The 14,044-nt window shown below is 70.1% G+C and carries 12 protein-coding genes; 5 read left to right on the top strand and 7 right to left on the bottom strand.

Going from position 1 to position 14,044, the window contains the following annotated elements:
* The first annotated feature begins 136 nt into the window (after positions 1 to 136).
* A complete protein-coding gene (locus MKK50_RS02330; RefSeq protein WP_253367727.1) occupies positions 137 to 1,810 on the top strand; it encodes a formate--tetrahydrofolate ligase in 1,674 nt (557 codons plus the stop codon).
* 152 nt (positions 1,811 to 1,962) lie between these two features.
* Here the strand turns inward: MKK50_RS02330 and MKK50_RS02325 are convergent, their stop codons facing one another.
* Entirely contained in the window at positions 1,963 to 4,062 is a 2,100-nt protein-coding gene (locus tag MKK50_RS02325) for a M3 family metallopeptidase (RefSeq protein WP_499020127.1), read from the bottom strand.
* Positions 4,063 to 4,258: 196 nt separating this feature from the next.
* Here MKK50_RS02325 and MKK50_RS02320 point away from each other — a divergent pair, with 196 nt between their 5' ends.
* Both MKK50_RS02320 and MKK50_RS02315 read left to right on the top strand, forming a co-directional pair.
* Positions 4,259 to 5,176, top strand: coding sequence for an extensin-like domain-containing protein (locus MKK50_RS02320; RefSeq protein ID WP_499020125.1), 918 nt, complete (start codon positions 4,259 to 4,261; stop codon positions 5,174 to 5,176).
* 269 nt (positions 5,177 to 5,445) lie between these two features.
* Entirely contained in the window at positions 5,446 to 6,534 is a 1,089-nt protein-coding gene (locus tag MKK50_RS02315) for a L,D-transpeptidase family protein (protein WP_499020122.1), read from the top strand.
* A 6-nt stretch (positions 6,535 to 6,540) separates the two neighbouring features.
* On the opposite strand, the gene MKK50_RS02310 is transcribed toward MKK50_RS02315, so the two are convergent.
* The 3 genes from MKK50_RS02310 to MKK50_RS02300 are packed head-to-tail and all read right to left on the bottom strand — an operon-like array spanning position 6,541 to position 9,310.
* A complete protein-coding gene (locus MKK50_RS02310; protein ID WP_499020118.1) occupies positions 6,541 to 7,269 on the bottom strand; it encodes an ABC transporter permease in 729 nt (242 codons plus the stop codon).
* Entirely contained in the window at positions 7,266 to 8,408 is a 1,143-nt protein-coding gene (locus MKK50_RS02305) for an ABC transporter permease subunit (protein WP_499020115.1), read from the bottom strand. The genes MKK50_RS02310 and MKK50_RS02305 overlap by 4 nt, the downstream gene beginning before the upstream one ends.
* Entirely contained in the window at positions 8,405 to 9,310 is a 906-nt protein-coding gene (locus MKK50_RS02300; protein ID WP_499020113.1) for an ABC transporter substrate-binding protein, read from the bottom strand. The genes MKK50_RS02305 and MKK50_RS02300 overlap by 4 nt, the downstream gene beginning before the upstream one ends.
* A gap of 292 nt (positions 9,311 to 9,602) precedes the next feature.
* Between MKK50_RS02300 and MKK50_RS02295 the strand changes: the two genes are divergently transcribed.
* Positions 9,603 to 9,992, top strand: a complete 390-nt coding sequence (locus MKK50_RS02295) for a response regulator (protein WP_012779253.1) — start codon at positions 9,603 to 9,605, stop codon at positions 9,990 to 9,992.
* A 29-nt stretch (positions 9,993 to 10,021) separates the two neighbouring features.
* Here the strand turns inward: MKK50_RS02295 and MKK50_RS02290 are convergent, their stop codons facing one another.
* Positions 10,022 to 10,408, bottom strand: a complete 387-nt coding sequence (locus MKK50_RS02290; RefSeq protein ID WP_499020111.1) for a YraN family protein — start codon at positions 10,406 to 10,408, stop codon at positions 10,022 to 10,024.
* Positions 10,392 to 11,342: a 16S rRNA (cytidine(1402)-2'-O)-methyltransferase gene (rsmI, locus tag MKK50_RS02285; protein ID WP_499020108.1), complete on the bottom strand. Its 951-nt coding sequence runs from the start codon at positions 11,340 to 11,342 to the stop codon at positions 10,392 to 10,394. The genes MKK50_RS02290 and rsmI overlap by 17 nt, the downstream gene beginning before the upstream one ends.
* A gap of 122 nt (positions 11,343 to 11,464) precedes the next feature.
* On the opposite strand from rsmI, the gene MKK50_RS02280 reads away from it, so the two are divergent.
* Positions 11,465 to 12,676, top strand: a complete 1,212-nt coding sequence (locus tag MKK50_RS02280) for a penicillin-binding protein activator (RefSeq protein WP_499020107.1) — start codon at positions 11,465 to 11,467, stop codon at positions 12,674 to 12,676.
* A gap of 97 nt (positions 12,677 to 12,773) precedes the next feature.
* Here the strand turns inward: MKK50_RS02280 and hemW are convergent, their stop codons facing one another.
* Positions 12,774 to 13,952 carry a radical SAM family heme chaperone HemW gene (gene hemW, locus MKK50_RS02275; protein ID WP_499020105.1) on the bottom strand — a complete coding sequence of 393 codons (1,179 nt, stop codon included), beginning with the start codon at positions 13,950 to 13,952 and terminating at the stop codon, positions 12,774 to 12,776.
* Between the last annotated feature and the right edge of the window lie 92 nt (positions 13,953 to 14,044).

Raw genomic sequence — 14,044 nt, 5'->3', positions numbered from 1 at the left:
TCTTCGTCGTTTCGCTCACACTGCGACAATCGGTTTATCGTGGCCGTTCCGTTCGCTACCACGCAAGCGCAGGGACGGACCGGGCGACGGCTCGGCACGCCGCGAGCCCGCGTGACAAGAAACGACGGTGAGAGAAATGCCCTCAGATATCGAGATCGCCCGCGCGGCGACCCTGAAGCCGATCGCCCAGGTCGCCGAAAAGCTCGGCATCCCGGACGAGGCGCTTCACAACTACGGCAAGCACATCGCCAAGATCGACCACGGCTTCATCGCCTCGCTCGAGGGTAAGCCCGAGGGCAAGCTGGTGCTCGTCACCGCGATTTCGCCGACGCCCGCGGGCGAGGGCAAGACCACGACCACGGTGGGTCTCGGCGACGCGCTCAACCGCATCGGCAAGAAGGCGGTGATGTGCCTGCGCGAGCCCTCTCTCGGGCCCTGCTTCGGCATGAAGGGCGGCGCGGCGGGCGGCGGCAAGGCGCAGGTCGTGCCGATGGAGCAGATCAACCTGCACTTCACCGGCGACTTCCACGCCATCACCTCGGCGCACTCGCTCGCCGCTGCGCTGATCGACAACCACATCTACTGGGCCAACGAGCTCAACATCGACGTGCGGCGCATCCACTGGCGCCGCGTGGTCGACATGAACGACCGGGCGCTGCGCGCCATCAACCAGTCGCTCGGCGGCGTCGCCAACGGCTTTCCGCGCGAGGACGGTTTCGACATCACCGTCGCCTCCGAAGTGATGGCAGTGTTCTGCCTCGCCAAGGATCTGGCCGATCTCGAGGAGCGCCTCGGACGCATCGTCATCGCCGAGACCCGTGACCGCAAGCCGGTGACCCTCGCCGAGGTGAAGGCCACCGGCGCCATGACGGTGCTCCTGAAGGACGCGCTTCAGCCGAACCTCGTGCAGACCTTGGAGGGCAATCCGGCCCTGATCCATGGCGGCCCGTTCGCCAACATCGCCCACGGCTGCAACTCGGTGATCGCCACCCGCACCGGCCTGCGGCTCGCCGACTACACCGTCACCGAGGCCGGCTTCGGCGCGGATCTGGGTGCGGAGAAGTTCATCGACATCAAGTGCCGCCAGACCGGCCTCAAGCCGTCCGCGGTGGTGATCGTCGCGACGGTCCGTGCGCTCAAGATGCATGGCGGCGTCAACAAGAAGGATCTCGCGGGCGAGAACCTCGACGCGCTGGAGAAGGGTTTTGCCAACCTCGAGCGCCACGTGAACAACGTCCGGGGCTTCGGCCTGCCGGTGGTGGTGGGCGTGAACCACTTCTTCCAGGATACCGATGCCGAGCACACACGGCTCAAGGAGCTGTGCCGCGACCGGCTTCAGGTCGAGGCGATCACCTGCAAGCACTGGGCGGAGGGTGGTGCCGGCGCCGAGGAACTGGCGCAGGCCGTGGTGAAGCTCGCCGAGGGCGAGCAGAAGCCGCTGACCTTCGCCTACGAGACCGACACGAAGCTGACCGACAAGATCAAGACGATCGCGACCAAGCTCTACGGCGCGGCCGACATCCAGATCGAGTCGAAGGCCGCCACCAAGCTCGCCGGCTTCGAGAAGGACGGTTACGGCGGGCTGCCGGTCTGCATGGCCAAGACGCAGTACTCGTTCTCGACCGATCCGAGCCTGATGGGTGCGCCCTCGGGCCACCTCGTCTCGGTGCGCGACGTGCGCCTCTCGGCGGGCGCCGGCTTCGTCGTGGTGATCTGCGGTGAGATCATGACCATGCCGGGCCTGCCCAAGGTGCCGGCGGCAGACAGCATCCGGCTCGACGCCAACGGGCAGATCGACGGGCTGTTCTAAAGCATCGTCCCGAAAGGTGGCTGCCGGCTTTCGGAAAAAACGGTGCAAAAACAATAGACTAGAGCATCATCCAGGATTCGATAGCCAGGACGATGCTCCAGTCAGATCATGACCCTCCCCCTTTCGCGGGGGAGGGTTCCTCTCAGACGACTTTATGCCGCCAGCCCGCGCTTTTTCAGGAGCGGCTCGATGCTCGGCAGCCGTCCCCGGAACGCCGTATAGGCCTCGCGCGCGTCGCGCAGGTTGCCCGCACCGTAGATCATGCGGCGCAGCCGCTGCGCCGTCTCCGGATGGAAGATGTCGCCCGCCTCGCGGAAGGCGTCGAAGGCGTCGGCGTCGAGCACCTCCGACCAGAGATAGCTGTAATAGCCGGCGGCATAACCGTCGCCGGAGAAGATGTGCGCGAAGTGCGGCGCCCGGTGCCGCGCCGCGATCTCCGACGGCATGGCGATACGGCGCAGGGCGTCCGTCTCGAACGCGACGACGTCGAGCCCGTCCTCTCCGGCCGCGGAGAGATGCAGCGTCATGTCGACGATGGCCGAGGCCGCATACTCGATCGTCGCGAAGCCCTGGTTGAAGTTCGCCGCCGCGAGCAGACGTTCGAGCAGCGCATCGGGCATCGGCTCGCCGGTGGTCACATGGCGGGCATGAGTGCGCAGCACCTCCGGCTGCTGCAGCCAGTGTTCGTAGAGCTGCGAGGGCAGTTCCACGAAGTCGCGCGAGACCGCGGTGCCGGACAGCAGCGGATAGGTGACGTCGGAGAGAAGCCCGTGCAGGGCGTGGCCGAATTCGTGGAACAGCGTGCGGGCGTCGTCGAAGGAGAGCAGCGTCGGCTCGCCCCGCGGAGCGCGGGCGAAGTTCATCACGTTGACGATGATCGGCCGGATGTCGCCGTTCAGCCGCTCCTGCGAGCGGAAGGCGCTCATCCACGCACCCGAGCGCTTCGAGGGTCTCGCGAAGTAATCGCCGAGGAACAGGCCGACCTCGGAGCCGTCGGCGTCGCGCACCAGCCACGTGCGCACGTCCGGGTGATAGCGCGGCACGTCGCGCAGCTCCTCGAAGGCGAGCCCGAACAGCCTCGACGCGGTGTCGAACGCCGCCCGGATCATGCCTTCCAGCGGCAGGTACGGCTTGATCTCGGATTCGTCGAGGTCGTGCTCGGCCCGCCGCAGCTTTTCGGAATAGTGCCGCCAGTCATGCGCTTCGAGGGCGAAGTCGTGCCCGTCGGCCCGAACCAGGGCCTGGAGCCCTTCGCGTTCGGCTGCCGCGCGCTGGAGTGCCGGCTTCCAGACGTTGCGCAGAAGCTCCATCGCCGCGTCGGGAGAGCCCGCCATCGTGTCGTCGAGCTTGAGATGAGCGAAGCTGTCGAAGCCGAGCAGCCGGGCGCGTTCCGCTCGCAAGCGCACGATCTCGGCGATGATGGCACGGTTGTCGGTCTCGCCGCCGTTCTCGCCGCGGTGGGTCCAGGCCGCGTAGGCCAGCGCCCGCAGGTCGCGGCGGGTGGAGAAGACGAGGAAGGGCTCGATCAGCGAGCGCGAGAGGGTGATGACGTGGCTCTTACCGCCGCCGCGCTCTTTGGCGGCCTCCGCGGCGGCATCGCGCAGGAAGGGCGGCAGGCCGGCGAGATCCGCCTCGCCGTTCAGCGGCAGGATGAAGTCGCGCTCGTCGGCGAGCACGTTCTGGGCGAATTGCGTCCCGAGTTCGGCCAGCCGGATCGCGATCTCGGCGATGCGGGCCTTAGCCTCCGGGGCAAGGCCGGCGCCGGCCCGGCGGAACCGGCTGCGGTAGCGGTCGAGCACGCGGCGCTCTTCCGCCCCCAACCCTTCGGCATCGGCGTCAACGGCCGAGAGCCGGGCCCAGAGCTGCGGATTCAGGGTGATGGCGCTCGAATGCCGCGCGAGCTGCGGCGCGACCGCCCGCTCGATGGCCTGAAGCTCCGGGCTGGTGTTGCTGCCGGTGAGGTTGAAGAACACGTTGGCCACGCGGTCGAGTGCTGCGCCCGCGCGCTCCATCGCCGCGACCGTGTTGGCGAAGGTCGGCCGCTCCTCGCTCCCCGCAATGGCCGCGATCTCGGCCTCGTGCGCCTTCAGGGCCTGCGCGAAGGCCGGCACGTAATGCTCGGGCCGGATCGCCGCGAAATCCGGAAGGCCGAAGGGGGTCGCCCAGTCCGACACGTCGAACGGGTTGGCGTCCACACCGCCACGGCCGGGCTCCGTACCCTCAGAAAGGTCGCGTGCGGTGTCGGCGGTCATGGGCAAAACTTTCGGGCGCGTCGGACGGTGAAGCGGTGAGCATAGGTTTGTGGGCCGAGCGGCGCAAAGCGACAGCTGCCCGCGCCCGGTTCTTTCACGTTTTCGCCGGGCGTGGCCCCCACGTCCTTGCTGGGGACGGCCGGGCGGCGGATGAGGGGAGGACGGTTCGCGGCCGGGCAAGCGGGACACACACGGCATGAAGCCTTCCACCCTCGCTTCCCTTCTGGCGTGCCTCGTCGCTGCCGGGCTTGCCCTTCCGCCGGGCCCGGCATGGTCCGATCCGGCCAAGCCGCCTCCCGCGACGGTGCCGCTGCCGCCGCCCCAGCCGCCGGCGCGCCCGGATGACCTCGTGCCGCCCGCGCCACAGGTGACACCGCTGCCGCCGGAGCGCCCGCCGGAGCTTGCCACCGGCCCGGACAAGGGCGCCGTGGCGAAGCCGGACGAGCCGCCCAAGGAAACGAAGAGCGCGACCGACACGAAAGATGCGCCTGCTGCCCTGCCGGAGGCGCCTCTGCCGCCCGCTCGGCCGCCGGAGCTGTCGGGCGAGGCGGCGCTCGCTCTCAAGGTCTCGGCGCCCGACGACACCGCCTGCCTGCGCCGGCTGGAGCGGCTCGGGGCGCGCTTCGAAGCGGCGTCGCCGCTCGGCAACGGCCAGTGCAGCGCGCCGCATCCGCTCACGATCACGGCAATCGCCGACGGCGTCGCACTGGAGCCGGCGGCCACCCTGACCTGCCGGGCCGCGGAGGCGCTGGCGCGCTGGACCACGGAGGTGCAGGTCGCGGCCCAGAAGGAGTTCGGCGAGGGCCTGAAGAGTCTCGCGCTCGGCGGGACCTATGTCTGCCGCGGGCAGAACCACGATACCGACGCCAAGCTCAGCGAGCACAGCTTCGCCAACGCCATCGACGTGATGGGGTACGGTTTCACCAAGCGCGCAAGCCTCAAGGTGACGGCTGCGCCGGATGGCACGCCGGAGGCGGCGTTCCTGGCATCCGTGCGCGCCGGCGCCTGCGGCTTCTTCCGCACGGTGCTGGGGCCGGGCAGCGACGCCGCCCACGGCAACCACCTGCATCTCGACCTGCGCGAGCGTGCGGCCGGGCACCGTCTCTGCCAGTAGGCGGCTTTCCCGTATCGGCATGCCCGCGCGGCGCGTGAGCGACGTCCACATCCGCGAGCGCATCGTCCCGGTTACCGGATCGAGGACGATGCGCTAGGCTTTTGTTTTTGCATCGTCTTTTCCCGAAAGGCGGCAACCACCTTTCGGGACGATGCTCGATCCCGATGGGATCGAGCGGATTTGGTATAACGAAGCGCCATTCGCCGCGGGAACGGTAGCGCTTGGCCATCGCTTCCTCTCCGTCTTGATGTGAGGAGCGCGGGCGGGCGATGGGACGGGTGTGGATGCGAGGAGCGCTGGCGGCGCTCGGTGTGTGGTCGGCGGCCGCGCAGGCCGCCGAGTCCGGAACGCCCGAGTTGACCCGCGAGGCCATCGAGAACGCGGCGTTCCAAGAGACCCCGGAAGAGGCCAAGCCTGACAAGGCGTCCAAGCCGGCGAAGAAATCCAAGAAGGAAGCCGAGGCGAAGGAGGCGGAGAAGAAGCCCGCCCCGCTGCTCGTGAAGGTGCAGGTACTGCTCGACCGGGCCCGCTTCTCCCCCGGCGCCATAGACGGGCGCGACGGCGAGAATCTGCGCGGCGCACTCAAAGCCTTCGCTGCGGCGCAAGGGTTGCCCGAGGGCGACAAGCTTACCCGCGAGGTGTTCGACCGGCTTCAAGCGACCGGCAAGGAGCCGGTCGTGACGCAATACACGATCACGGAGGAGGACGTGAAAGGTCCCTTCGTCGAGCAAATGCCGCCCAAGATGGAGGAGCAGGCCGAGGTCGGGCCGATGCGCTACACGAACACCCGCGAGATGCTGGCCGAGCGCTTCCACATGCAGCGCGACCTGCTCTCCGCCCTCAACCCGAACGTGCCCCTCGACAAGGCCGGCGGCACGCTGGTCGTCGCGGCCGTACCGCCGCTGGGCGAGGGCAAGGTCGAGGGTGCGCCGGTGGCCCCCAAAGTCACGCGCATCGAGGTCGACAAGCGCACGAAGCGGGTGCGCGCCTTTGCTGAGGACGGCAAGCTGACGGCGGATTACCCCGCATCGATCGGCAGTTCGGAGAAGCCGGCGCCGGATGGGTCGGCGAAGGTGAAGGCCGTCGCCTTCGATCCCTGGTACACCTACAACCCGAAATACCGCTTCAAGGGCGTCAAGGCGACGAAGAAGTTCTCGATCCATCCGGGCCCGAACAACCCGGTCGGCCTCGTCTGGATCGACCTGTCGATTCCGTCCTACGGCATTCACGGCACGCCGGAGCCGGAGAAGGTCGGCAAGACCGAGTCGCACGGCTGTATCCGCCTCACGAACTGGGACGCGCGCGACCTCGCGAGCCATACCCAGAAGGGCGCGAAGGTCGAGTTTCTGGACAAGTAGTCTCGATCAACCGGCCGTTCGTCCTCCGGGCGGCCGTACCCTGGCGCCGATCGCGAGCAGCAGCGCATCGCCGAGGAAGGCCAGCGCCGCGGTTGCCAGCGCACCCTGGAGCATCGCCGCGATGTTCTGGTTCTGGAGCCCGGCGACGATCGGCGTGCCCAGCGTCGGGGCCCCGGCGAGCGCTCCGACGGCGGTGACGGAGACGGCGAGGATCAGCGCGGTGCGCAACGTGTCCACGAGGCCCGCGGCGGCGAGCGGCAGTTCGATGTGGATGAGGATCTGCGCCGGGGTGAGGCCGACGGCCTGGGCCGATTCCCGAGCCTCGGCGGTCACGGCGTCGAGCGCTCCGACCGTGCCACGCAGGGTCGGCATGATGCCGTAGGCGGTCAGCGCCAGCAGGGTCGGCGGCCCACCGAAGCCGAGCAACGGCAGAGCCAGGGCCACGACGACCACCGGCGGGACCGCTTGGGCGAAGGCAACGAGCGTGTCGATGCCGGTGCGGAGCGCCGCGAAGCGCGGCCGTGTGGCGATCAGGCCGAGCCCGATTCCGAGTGCGGCGATCAGGGCGAGCCCGGTCGCGGCCAGGGTGAGGTGGTTCAACGCCAACTCGACCATGTGGCCGATGGTGAGGGGCCGGCCGCTTGCGCCGATTAGACCGGCGAAGACCGGATGGCTCGCCGCGGCCAGCGCAACACCGAGCGCGAGCGGTCCAAGGGCCGGGGTCATCCGTTTCATCGCGGCCACCATCGGCGCAAGATCGCTTCCAACCTGCCGAGCGCCCCCTCGGCGGCGAGGGAGAGCGCGAGGATGGGCAGGGCCCCGAGCAGGATCAGGTCCGGTGCGAATTGCGCCATGCCGTCGAAGACGAGCGTACCGAGCCCGCCCGCTCCGACCAGCGCCCCCAGGGTCGCGAGACCGAGCGCCTGGACCGTGGCGACCCGCAGGCCGCCGACGAGAGCCGGGGCACCGAGCGGCAGGCGGACGGTCGTCAGGATTTGGCCCGACGTGAGCCCCAGCGCCCGCGCGGCATCGACGCGGTCGGGACCGGTGGCGCGCTGCGCCGCTTGAAGTCCGCGCCAGAGCGGGAGGAGCAGGTAGGCCGCGATGCCGATCAGCGCCGGCCCGGTGCCGAGCGCCGAGAAGCCGTAGCCACGTAGGGCTGGAGCGGCCGTGAGAAGCGCCGAGAGGGCAGCGACGAGGCCGCCCAGCAAGGCGACCGCTGGCACGACCTGCAAGCCGCTGACCGTGAGTTCGACCGCCCCGCGCCCGCGACGCCACAGCGCGAGCCCGCTGGTAAGGCCCGCGGCCAGCACCAGGGCGCCGAGCGCGAGGACGAGATGATCGCGGATGGCGCCGCCGAGGGCATCAGAGCGGGCGCGCGCCTCGACGACGAGCGAGAGGGCGTCGAGGCGACCGGAGCTCCACAGGCCCCCGATCAGCGCCAGGACGGCAGCCCCCGCCTTGAGGCCGCCGCCGGGCAGGCGGGCGCGCCGCGCGGCGAAGGACAGTGCACAGACGAGCGCGATCCCGCCGGTCCAGGCGCCGGAGGCGAGGCGTGCCCGTGTCGCGAATGGCTGGCCGGCGGTTAGGTCCGCGGCGCCGGCGCCGAGCCCCGTTAGCAGCAGAGCGAGGGCGCCGAGGCAAGCGAGCCCGGCGAGGCCGGCGCTCCTCTCTCCCCGGCCCGCCGCGAGCAAGCCGAGGCCCCCGGCGGCGAGGATGGCGATGGGCCAGAACCCGGTGCCGAGCGCCGCCGAGGCAGCGATGGGTGCGCCGGTCACCAGCCGGTTCGGTGCAAGGTACAGCAGGGGAAGCCAAGCGAGCATGGCCGGGAAGAGGGCCGCCGCGGCGAGGCCGGCGAGGAGGCGTGCCGTCACGGGCGGTTTGCCGCTTCGGCCAGCCACGCTTTCGCCACCGCCTCGGCGGTGCGCCCCTCCACTGTGATCGCCGCGTTGAGCCGCCGCAGCGTATCGGCGTCGAGACGCGCGAAGATCGCGTCGAGGGCGTCGCGAATCTGCGGATGGCGTTCGAGCGTCGCCGCGCGGATCACGGGGGCGGGTTCGTAGACGATCTGCGCCCCCTTGGGATCGCTCATCACGGCTAGATCAAGAGCGGCCAGCGCTCCATCCGTGCCGTAGACCATGCCTGCATTGATTCCGCTGATGCCTTCCGCCGCAGCGCGGGCGGTCACCGCCGTGTCGCCGCCCGGCAGGCTGACGATGCGCGAGAGCGGCAGGGAGAAGCCGTAGGCGGATTCGAAGGAGGGCAGGGCGGCCGGGCTTTCCACGAACTCCGTCGAGGCGGCAAGCCGGATCAGGTCGTCGCGGACGGCGCCCGCGAAATCCGACATGCTGGCGAGCCCCCGCTCACGGGCGAGGCGGCCCTGCACTGCGATCAGCCACGTGTTGTTGGCCGGTGCCCGGCCGAGCCAGGCCAGCCCGTGCGCGGCGTCGAGCCGCAGGGCAAGGCCATAAGCTTCAGCGGCAGTCTTCCACGCGGGATCGGTCTCGGTGCCGGAGAAGAAGGCCACGTTGCCGGTATACTCGGGATACAGGTCGATCTCTCCGGCGAGCAGGGCCGAGCGGACGATGAGGGTCGGCCCGAGCCCGAGGCGGCGCTCCACGCGCAGGCCAAGACCATCAAGTACCAAGAAAATCAGGTTTCCCAGAAGCGCGCCCTCGGTATCGCTCTTCGAGCCGATCACGATCGGACGAGCCGGCTCGGCACGGGCTCGGAGCGGAAGCATCGCGGCGGCGGCGATAAGGCCACGCCGACTCACGGTTGAGCAGGCTCCGATCCGGGCCTGGGCCGCCGCCAGGGTGCGACAATGGGACGGAAATGTTGCGCGGAATAACATCGGGCCGATCAGCATGGCGGGGGCGGGGCTTTGCGGTGCTTGACACGCCCAGCTTTACGGGCGACGGCTCGCGGTGCCGGGTCGTGCTTTCCGGGTCGCTCATCCGCTCTGAAAGCGTATTGGAGGGATTTCCTCCGAAACAATCCAGGCGCGACTGACAGACTCGAGACAGCGTTCCGGATCGGGAACGAATCGATAGGGAAGACGACCCGGCGTGAGTGTGGATTCGAACGAGGATCGTCTGTCCGGCGCGCGGGTGCTGGTTGTCGAGGACGAAGCGGCGATCTCGATGCTTCTCGAGGATATGCTGCTCGATTTCGGCTGTGAGATCGTCGGGCCGGCGGCCCGGCTCGCGACTGCCCTGGAGATGGCCCGAAGCGAGAGCTTCACGGTCGCCATCCTCGATGTGAACGTCGCGGGGGAGCCGATCTACCCGGTGGCCGAGGCCATCGCCGAGCGCAACCTGCCCATCGTGTTCTCGACCGGTTATGGCGGCGCGGGCATCCGCGAGCCGTTCCGCGACCGGCTGGTGGTGCAGAAGCCGTTCAGCCAAGCCGACCTCAAGCGCACCCTCGCCGCGGCCATCGCCGCCGCCGAGGGCTGACACGGCGGGTCCGGCTCTGGGCCGGACGCTCATAGACCTTCGATCTCGAACGCGTTGGGCAGATGGCGCGGCCAGCGGCGCGGCGCCACGAAGACGGCATCCGCCCGCAGGGTTGCATCGGCCGGAAGCGGATGACGCGCGAGCCAAGCCCGTGCCGCCCGCGACAGGCGTGCCCGTTTGCGGGCGTCGATGGCGGTCGCGGCGGCTTCCAGCGTCGCGCGGGCCTTGACCTCGACGAAGGCGATCGTGCGCCCACGCCGGACGATCAGGTCGATCTCCCCGCCCGCGGCCGCGAACCGCCGGGCGAGTGGCCGATAGCCTTTCAGCACAAGCGCCAGCAGCGCCCACCCCTCGGCCGAGAGGCCGCGTCCGTGGGTGGCGCGGCGCCGCGCCTCCGGATCAGGCGGAGGTCTCATCGTCCGCCCGGCGGGCGAGCACCAGGGCGCGGGCATAGACGACGCGCTTGGGCTGGCCGGTCTCGTCGGCGACGAGGGCCGCCGCATCCTTGATCGAGTGGCGAGCGAGCGCCGCCTCGATCCGGGCGTCGAGCCCCGTATCGGCTTCGCGCGGGGCAGCGTCCTCGGGTGCGGTGCCGATCACGACCACCACCTCGCCCTTGGGTGGGCCTTCCTGCGCGAAGGCCTCGGCCAGGCCGCCGAGGCTGTCGCGGCGGATCGTCTCATAGAGCTTGGTCAATTCGCGGGCCACCGCCGCCGGCCGCTCCGGCCCAAGGGTGGCGGCGGCGTCCGCGAGCATCTCGGGGAGGCGATGGGGGGATTCGAACACCACCAGCGTACCGGGAATGCCGGCGAGCGCCTCCAGCCGGTTGCGGCGGGCGCCCGATTTCTGGGGCAGGAACCCCTCGAAGAAGAACCGGTCGGTCGGCAGGCCGGCGGCGACGATGGCGGTCATCACCGCGGACGGGCCGGGGATCGGCGTCACCGGGATACCGGCGGCGATCGCTGCCTGAACCAGCTTGAAGCCGGGGTCCGAGACCAGCGGCGTGCCGGCATCGGAGACCAGCGCCAGGGTCTCGCCGGCCTTCAGCCGCATCACCATCCGCTCGCGCACCGCCTCGTTGGAATGCTCATGGTAGGAGAGAAGCGGTGTGGTGATCCCGTAATGCATCAGCAGGGTGCGGGTGACGCGGGTGTCCTCGGCGAGCACGGCATCGGCGGCGGCGAGTGTTGCGAGCGCGCGAAACGAGACGTCGCGCAGGTTGCCGATGGGGGTCGCCACCACGTAGAGCCCCGGCGCCAGGGACTCAGCCTCGGCGGCGAGGCCGAAGGCCGTGAAGGTCGCGGGGCTGCGGGGAGCCCCTTCGGGGCGCTTGTCGAGTCGCTGTGTCATCGCCGCGACAATGCCATGCCCGCGCGCCTTTGAAGACCGGGGAAAGGCAGGCCCTCACATTTACTTTTTGCAGGCCCCTCCGCATCGTGAGCCTGAATTGCGCTCGGACAGGGGGGGTCGCGATGGCGCGACGCGGCGGACGGTGGACGGCCCGCGCGGGTGCCGCGCTTCTCGGCCTCGGGCTCACGATGGGGCTCGCAGGCTGCCTGGGCGTACCGGATGCACCGCGGCCCGTGGCTCGGGCGGTGCCGGAGGCCGAACCCGGCCCCAGCGCGACGGCCGGCAATGTCATCGGCGCAGGCACGGTGAAGGTCGCTCTGATCGTCCCGCTGAGCGGGCAGGGGGCGGCGGTCGGCGCGGCCCTGCGCAACGCTGCCGAACTCGCCTACGACGATTTCCAGAAGCCGAGCCTCCAGATCCTCGTGAAGGACGACCGCGGCACGCCGGAGGGCGCACGCGAGGCGACGCAGGCGGCCTTCGCCGAGGGCGCCGAAATGATGCTCGGTCCGCTCTTTGCCGCCAATGTCCAGGCCGCCGGGGGCGTCGCCCGCGGGGCGGGCAAGCCGGTCATCGCGTTCTCGACCGACGCGGCGGTGGCCGCGCGCGGCGTCTACCTCATCAGCTTCCTGCCGCAATCGGAGGTGGACCGCATCGTCGACGAGGCGAGTGCCGGCGGTCGCCGTTCCTTCGCCGCGCTGATCCCCGAGACGACGTACGGGAATGCCGTCGAGGCGCAGTTCCGTGAGGCGGTGGCCCGGCGCGGCGCCCGCCTCGTCGGCATCGAGCGCTACCCCGCCGGAAATCCGGGCCCGGCGGTCGACCGGCTGCGCGGCGTGATCGCGGGCAGCGGCGCACAGGCCGATGCCCTGTTCGTGCCCGACACCGCCGAAGGCCTGATGGCCGTCGCCCCCGCCCTGACGAAGGTCGGGTTCTCGCCCGCGCGGGTGCGTCCCCTCGGGCTCGCCCTGTGGAACGACCCGCGGGTGCTGTCGCAGGCGGCCTTCCAGGGCGGCCGTTACGCTGCGCCCGACACCGCTGGCTTCGCCTCTTTCGCCCAGCGCTATCAGACTCGCTTCGGGACGATGCCGCCGCGGACCGCCTCGCTCGGCTACGACGCGGTCTCGCTCACGGCCGCACTGGTGCGCCAATACGGCTCGCAGCGCTTCGCCGACGCGACCCTGACCAACCCGGCGGGCTTCTCCGGCCTCGATGGTACCTTCCGCTTCCTGCCCGAGGGCGTCAGCGAGCGGACTTTGGCGGTCTATGAGATCCGCAACAACGCGGCGAATGTAGTGAGCCCGGCCCCGAAAGTGCTCGGACCTTCGGGGATCTGAGTCCGGTCGATCCCTTAGCGATAACGAATTTGGGCTTTGCTCAGGCGCCGCGCGGGATTGCCGATACGGTCTCCATGTTGATCAAGAGGAAAACGTATCAGCCCGCCAATTCCGCCACCACGGCGTTGAGCACCGGGGCGCCGCGGGCGGTCGCGGCGATGCGGCCATCCGGGCGCTGCGCGACGAGGCCGTCCGCCACCAGCGCGTCGAGGCGCCCGGCGTTGAGCGGGCGCCCTTTCAGGGTCGCGTAGCGGGCCGGGTCGATGCCTTCCGTCAGCCGCAGCCCCATCATCAGGTACTCGTCGCCCTGATCCTCGGCAGACAGCGTTTCCGTCTCGATGATGCCGTGGCCGTCGCGCTCGACGCGGGCGAGCCAGGCTTCGGGCGCCTTCTCGGTGAGCGTGCCGGTGCGTCCCTGCGGCAGGACGAGGCGGCCATGGGCGCCGGGGCCGATGCCGGCATATTCGCCGTAGCGCCAGTAAAGCAGGTTGTGGCGCGACTGTGCGCCGGGCCGGGCGTGATTCGAGATCTCGTAGGCCGGCAGGCCGGCAAGCCCGCAGATCTCCTGCGTCACGTCGTAGAGGGCGCGCGAGGCATCGTCGTCGGGTGGCACGAGCCGTCCGGCCTGAGCGAGACCGAAGAACGGCGTGCCGGGCTCGATGGTGAGCTGATAGAGCGAGAGATGTTCGGCGGCGTAATCGATCGCCCGGCGTAGCTCGGCCGCCCAGGCTTCCGGTGTCTGGTCCGGTCGGGCGTAGATCAGATCGAAGGAGAAGCGCTCGAAATGCGCCGCTGCGGTGCGCACGGCGTCGAGCGCTTCCGCCACGCTGTGCAGCCGCCCGAGCCGCTTGAGGTCGCCGTCGTCGAGTGCCTGAACGCCGAGCGAAACACGGTTGACCCCGGCGGCGCGATAGCCGCGAAAGCGGGTCGCCTCGACACTGGTGGGGTTGGCCTCCAGGGTCACCTCCGCGCCCGGCGCCACGCTCCAGGCTCCGGCCACGGCATCGAGCAGACCCGCCACCGTATCCGGTGCCATCAGCGAGGGCGTGCCGCCGCCGAGGAAGATGCTGGTGACCGTCCGCCCCGGCGCGAGTGCTGCGGCGTGGGCGATCTCTCGCTTGAAGGCGGCGAGGAAGCGCGGCTGGTCCACGCCCGCATGGCGGACATGGCTGTTAAAGTCGCAATAGGGGCACTTCGCGGCGCAGAACGGCCAGTGCAGGTAGATGCCGAATCCCGCATCGCGGGTCGGATGGTCGGGCGGTGTCGCGGGGGGCATCGGCCTGTCAAAACTTCCCTGATCCGCGTGCTTCTCGGGAGTCCTATCCACCGTCCTCATCCTGCAATGCCCGCTGACGCGGCGCCTCAGGA

Origin of the sequence: Methylobacterium sp. J-043 (assembly GCF_022829505.1) — a bacterium.
In the GTDB taxonomy this organism is placed as follows: domain Bacteria; phylum Pseudomonadota; class Alphaproteobacteria; order Rhizobiales; family Beijerinckiaceae; genus Methylobacterium; species Methylobacterium extorquens_A.
The sequence above is the reverse complement of the archived record's forward strand: the minus strand, read 5'-3'. Positions and strand labels throughout refer to the sequence as shown.

What these genes read in the sequence shown, in the direction of transcription:
- MKK50_RS02330 (WP_253367727.1), top strand. Translation starts at nt 137, where the DNA reads ATGCCCTCAGATATCGAGATCGCCCGCGCGGCGACCCTGAAGCCGATC.
- MKK50_RS02325 (WP_499020127.1), bottom strand. Translation starts at nt 4,062, where the DNA reads ATGACCGCCGACACCGCACGCGACCTTTCTGAGGGTACGGAGCCCGGC.
- MKK50_RS02320 (WP_499020125.1), top strand. Translation starts at nt 4,259, where the DNA reads ATGAAGCCTTCCACCCTCGCTTCCCTTCTGGCGTGCCTCGTCGCTGCC.
- MKK50_RS02315 (WP_499020122.1), top strand. Translation starts at nt 5,446, where the DNA reads ATGGGACGGGTGTGGATGCGAGGAGCGCTGGCGGCGCTCGGTGTGTGG.
- MKK50_RS02310 (WP_499020118.1), bottom strand. Translation starts at nt 7,269, where the DNA reads ATGAAACGGATGACCCCGGCCCTTGGACCGCTCGCGCTCGGTGTTGCG.
- MKK50_RS02290 (WP_499020111.1), bottom strand. Translation starts at nt 10,408, where the DNA reads ATGAGACCTCCGCCTGATCCGGAGGCGCGGCGCCGCGCCACCCACGGA.
- rsmI (WP_499020108.1), bottom strand. Translation starts at nt 11,342, where the DNA reads ATGACACAGCGACTCGACAAGCGCCCCGAAGGGGCTCCCCGCAGCCCC.
- MKK50_RS02280 (WP_499020107.1), top strand. Translation starts at nt 11,465, where the DNA reads ATGGCGCGACGCGGCGGACGGTGGACGGCCCGCGCGGGTGCCGCGCTT.
- hemW (WP_499020105.1), bottom strand. Translation starts at nt 13,952, where the DNA reads ATGCCCCCCGCGACACCGCCCGACCATCCGACCCGCGATGCGGGATTC.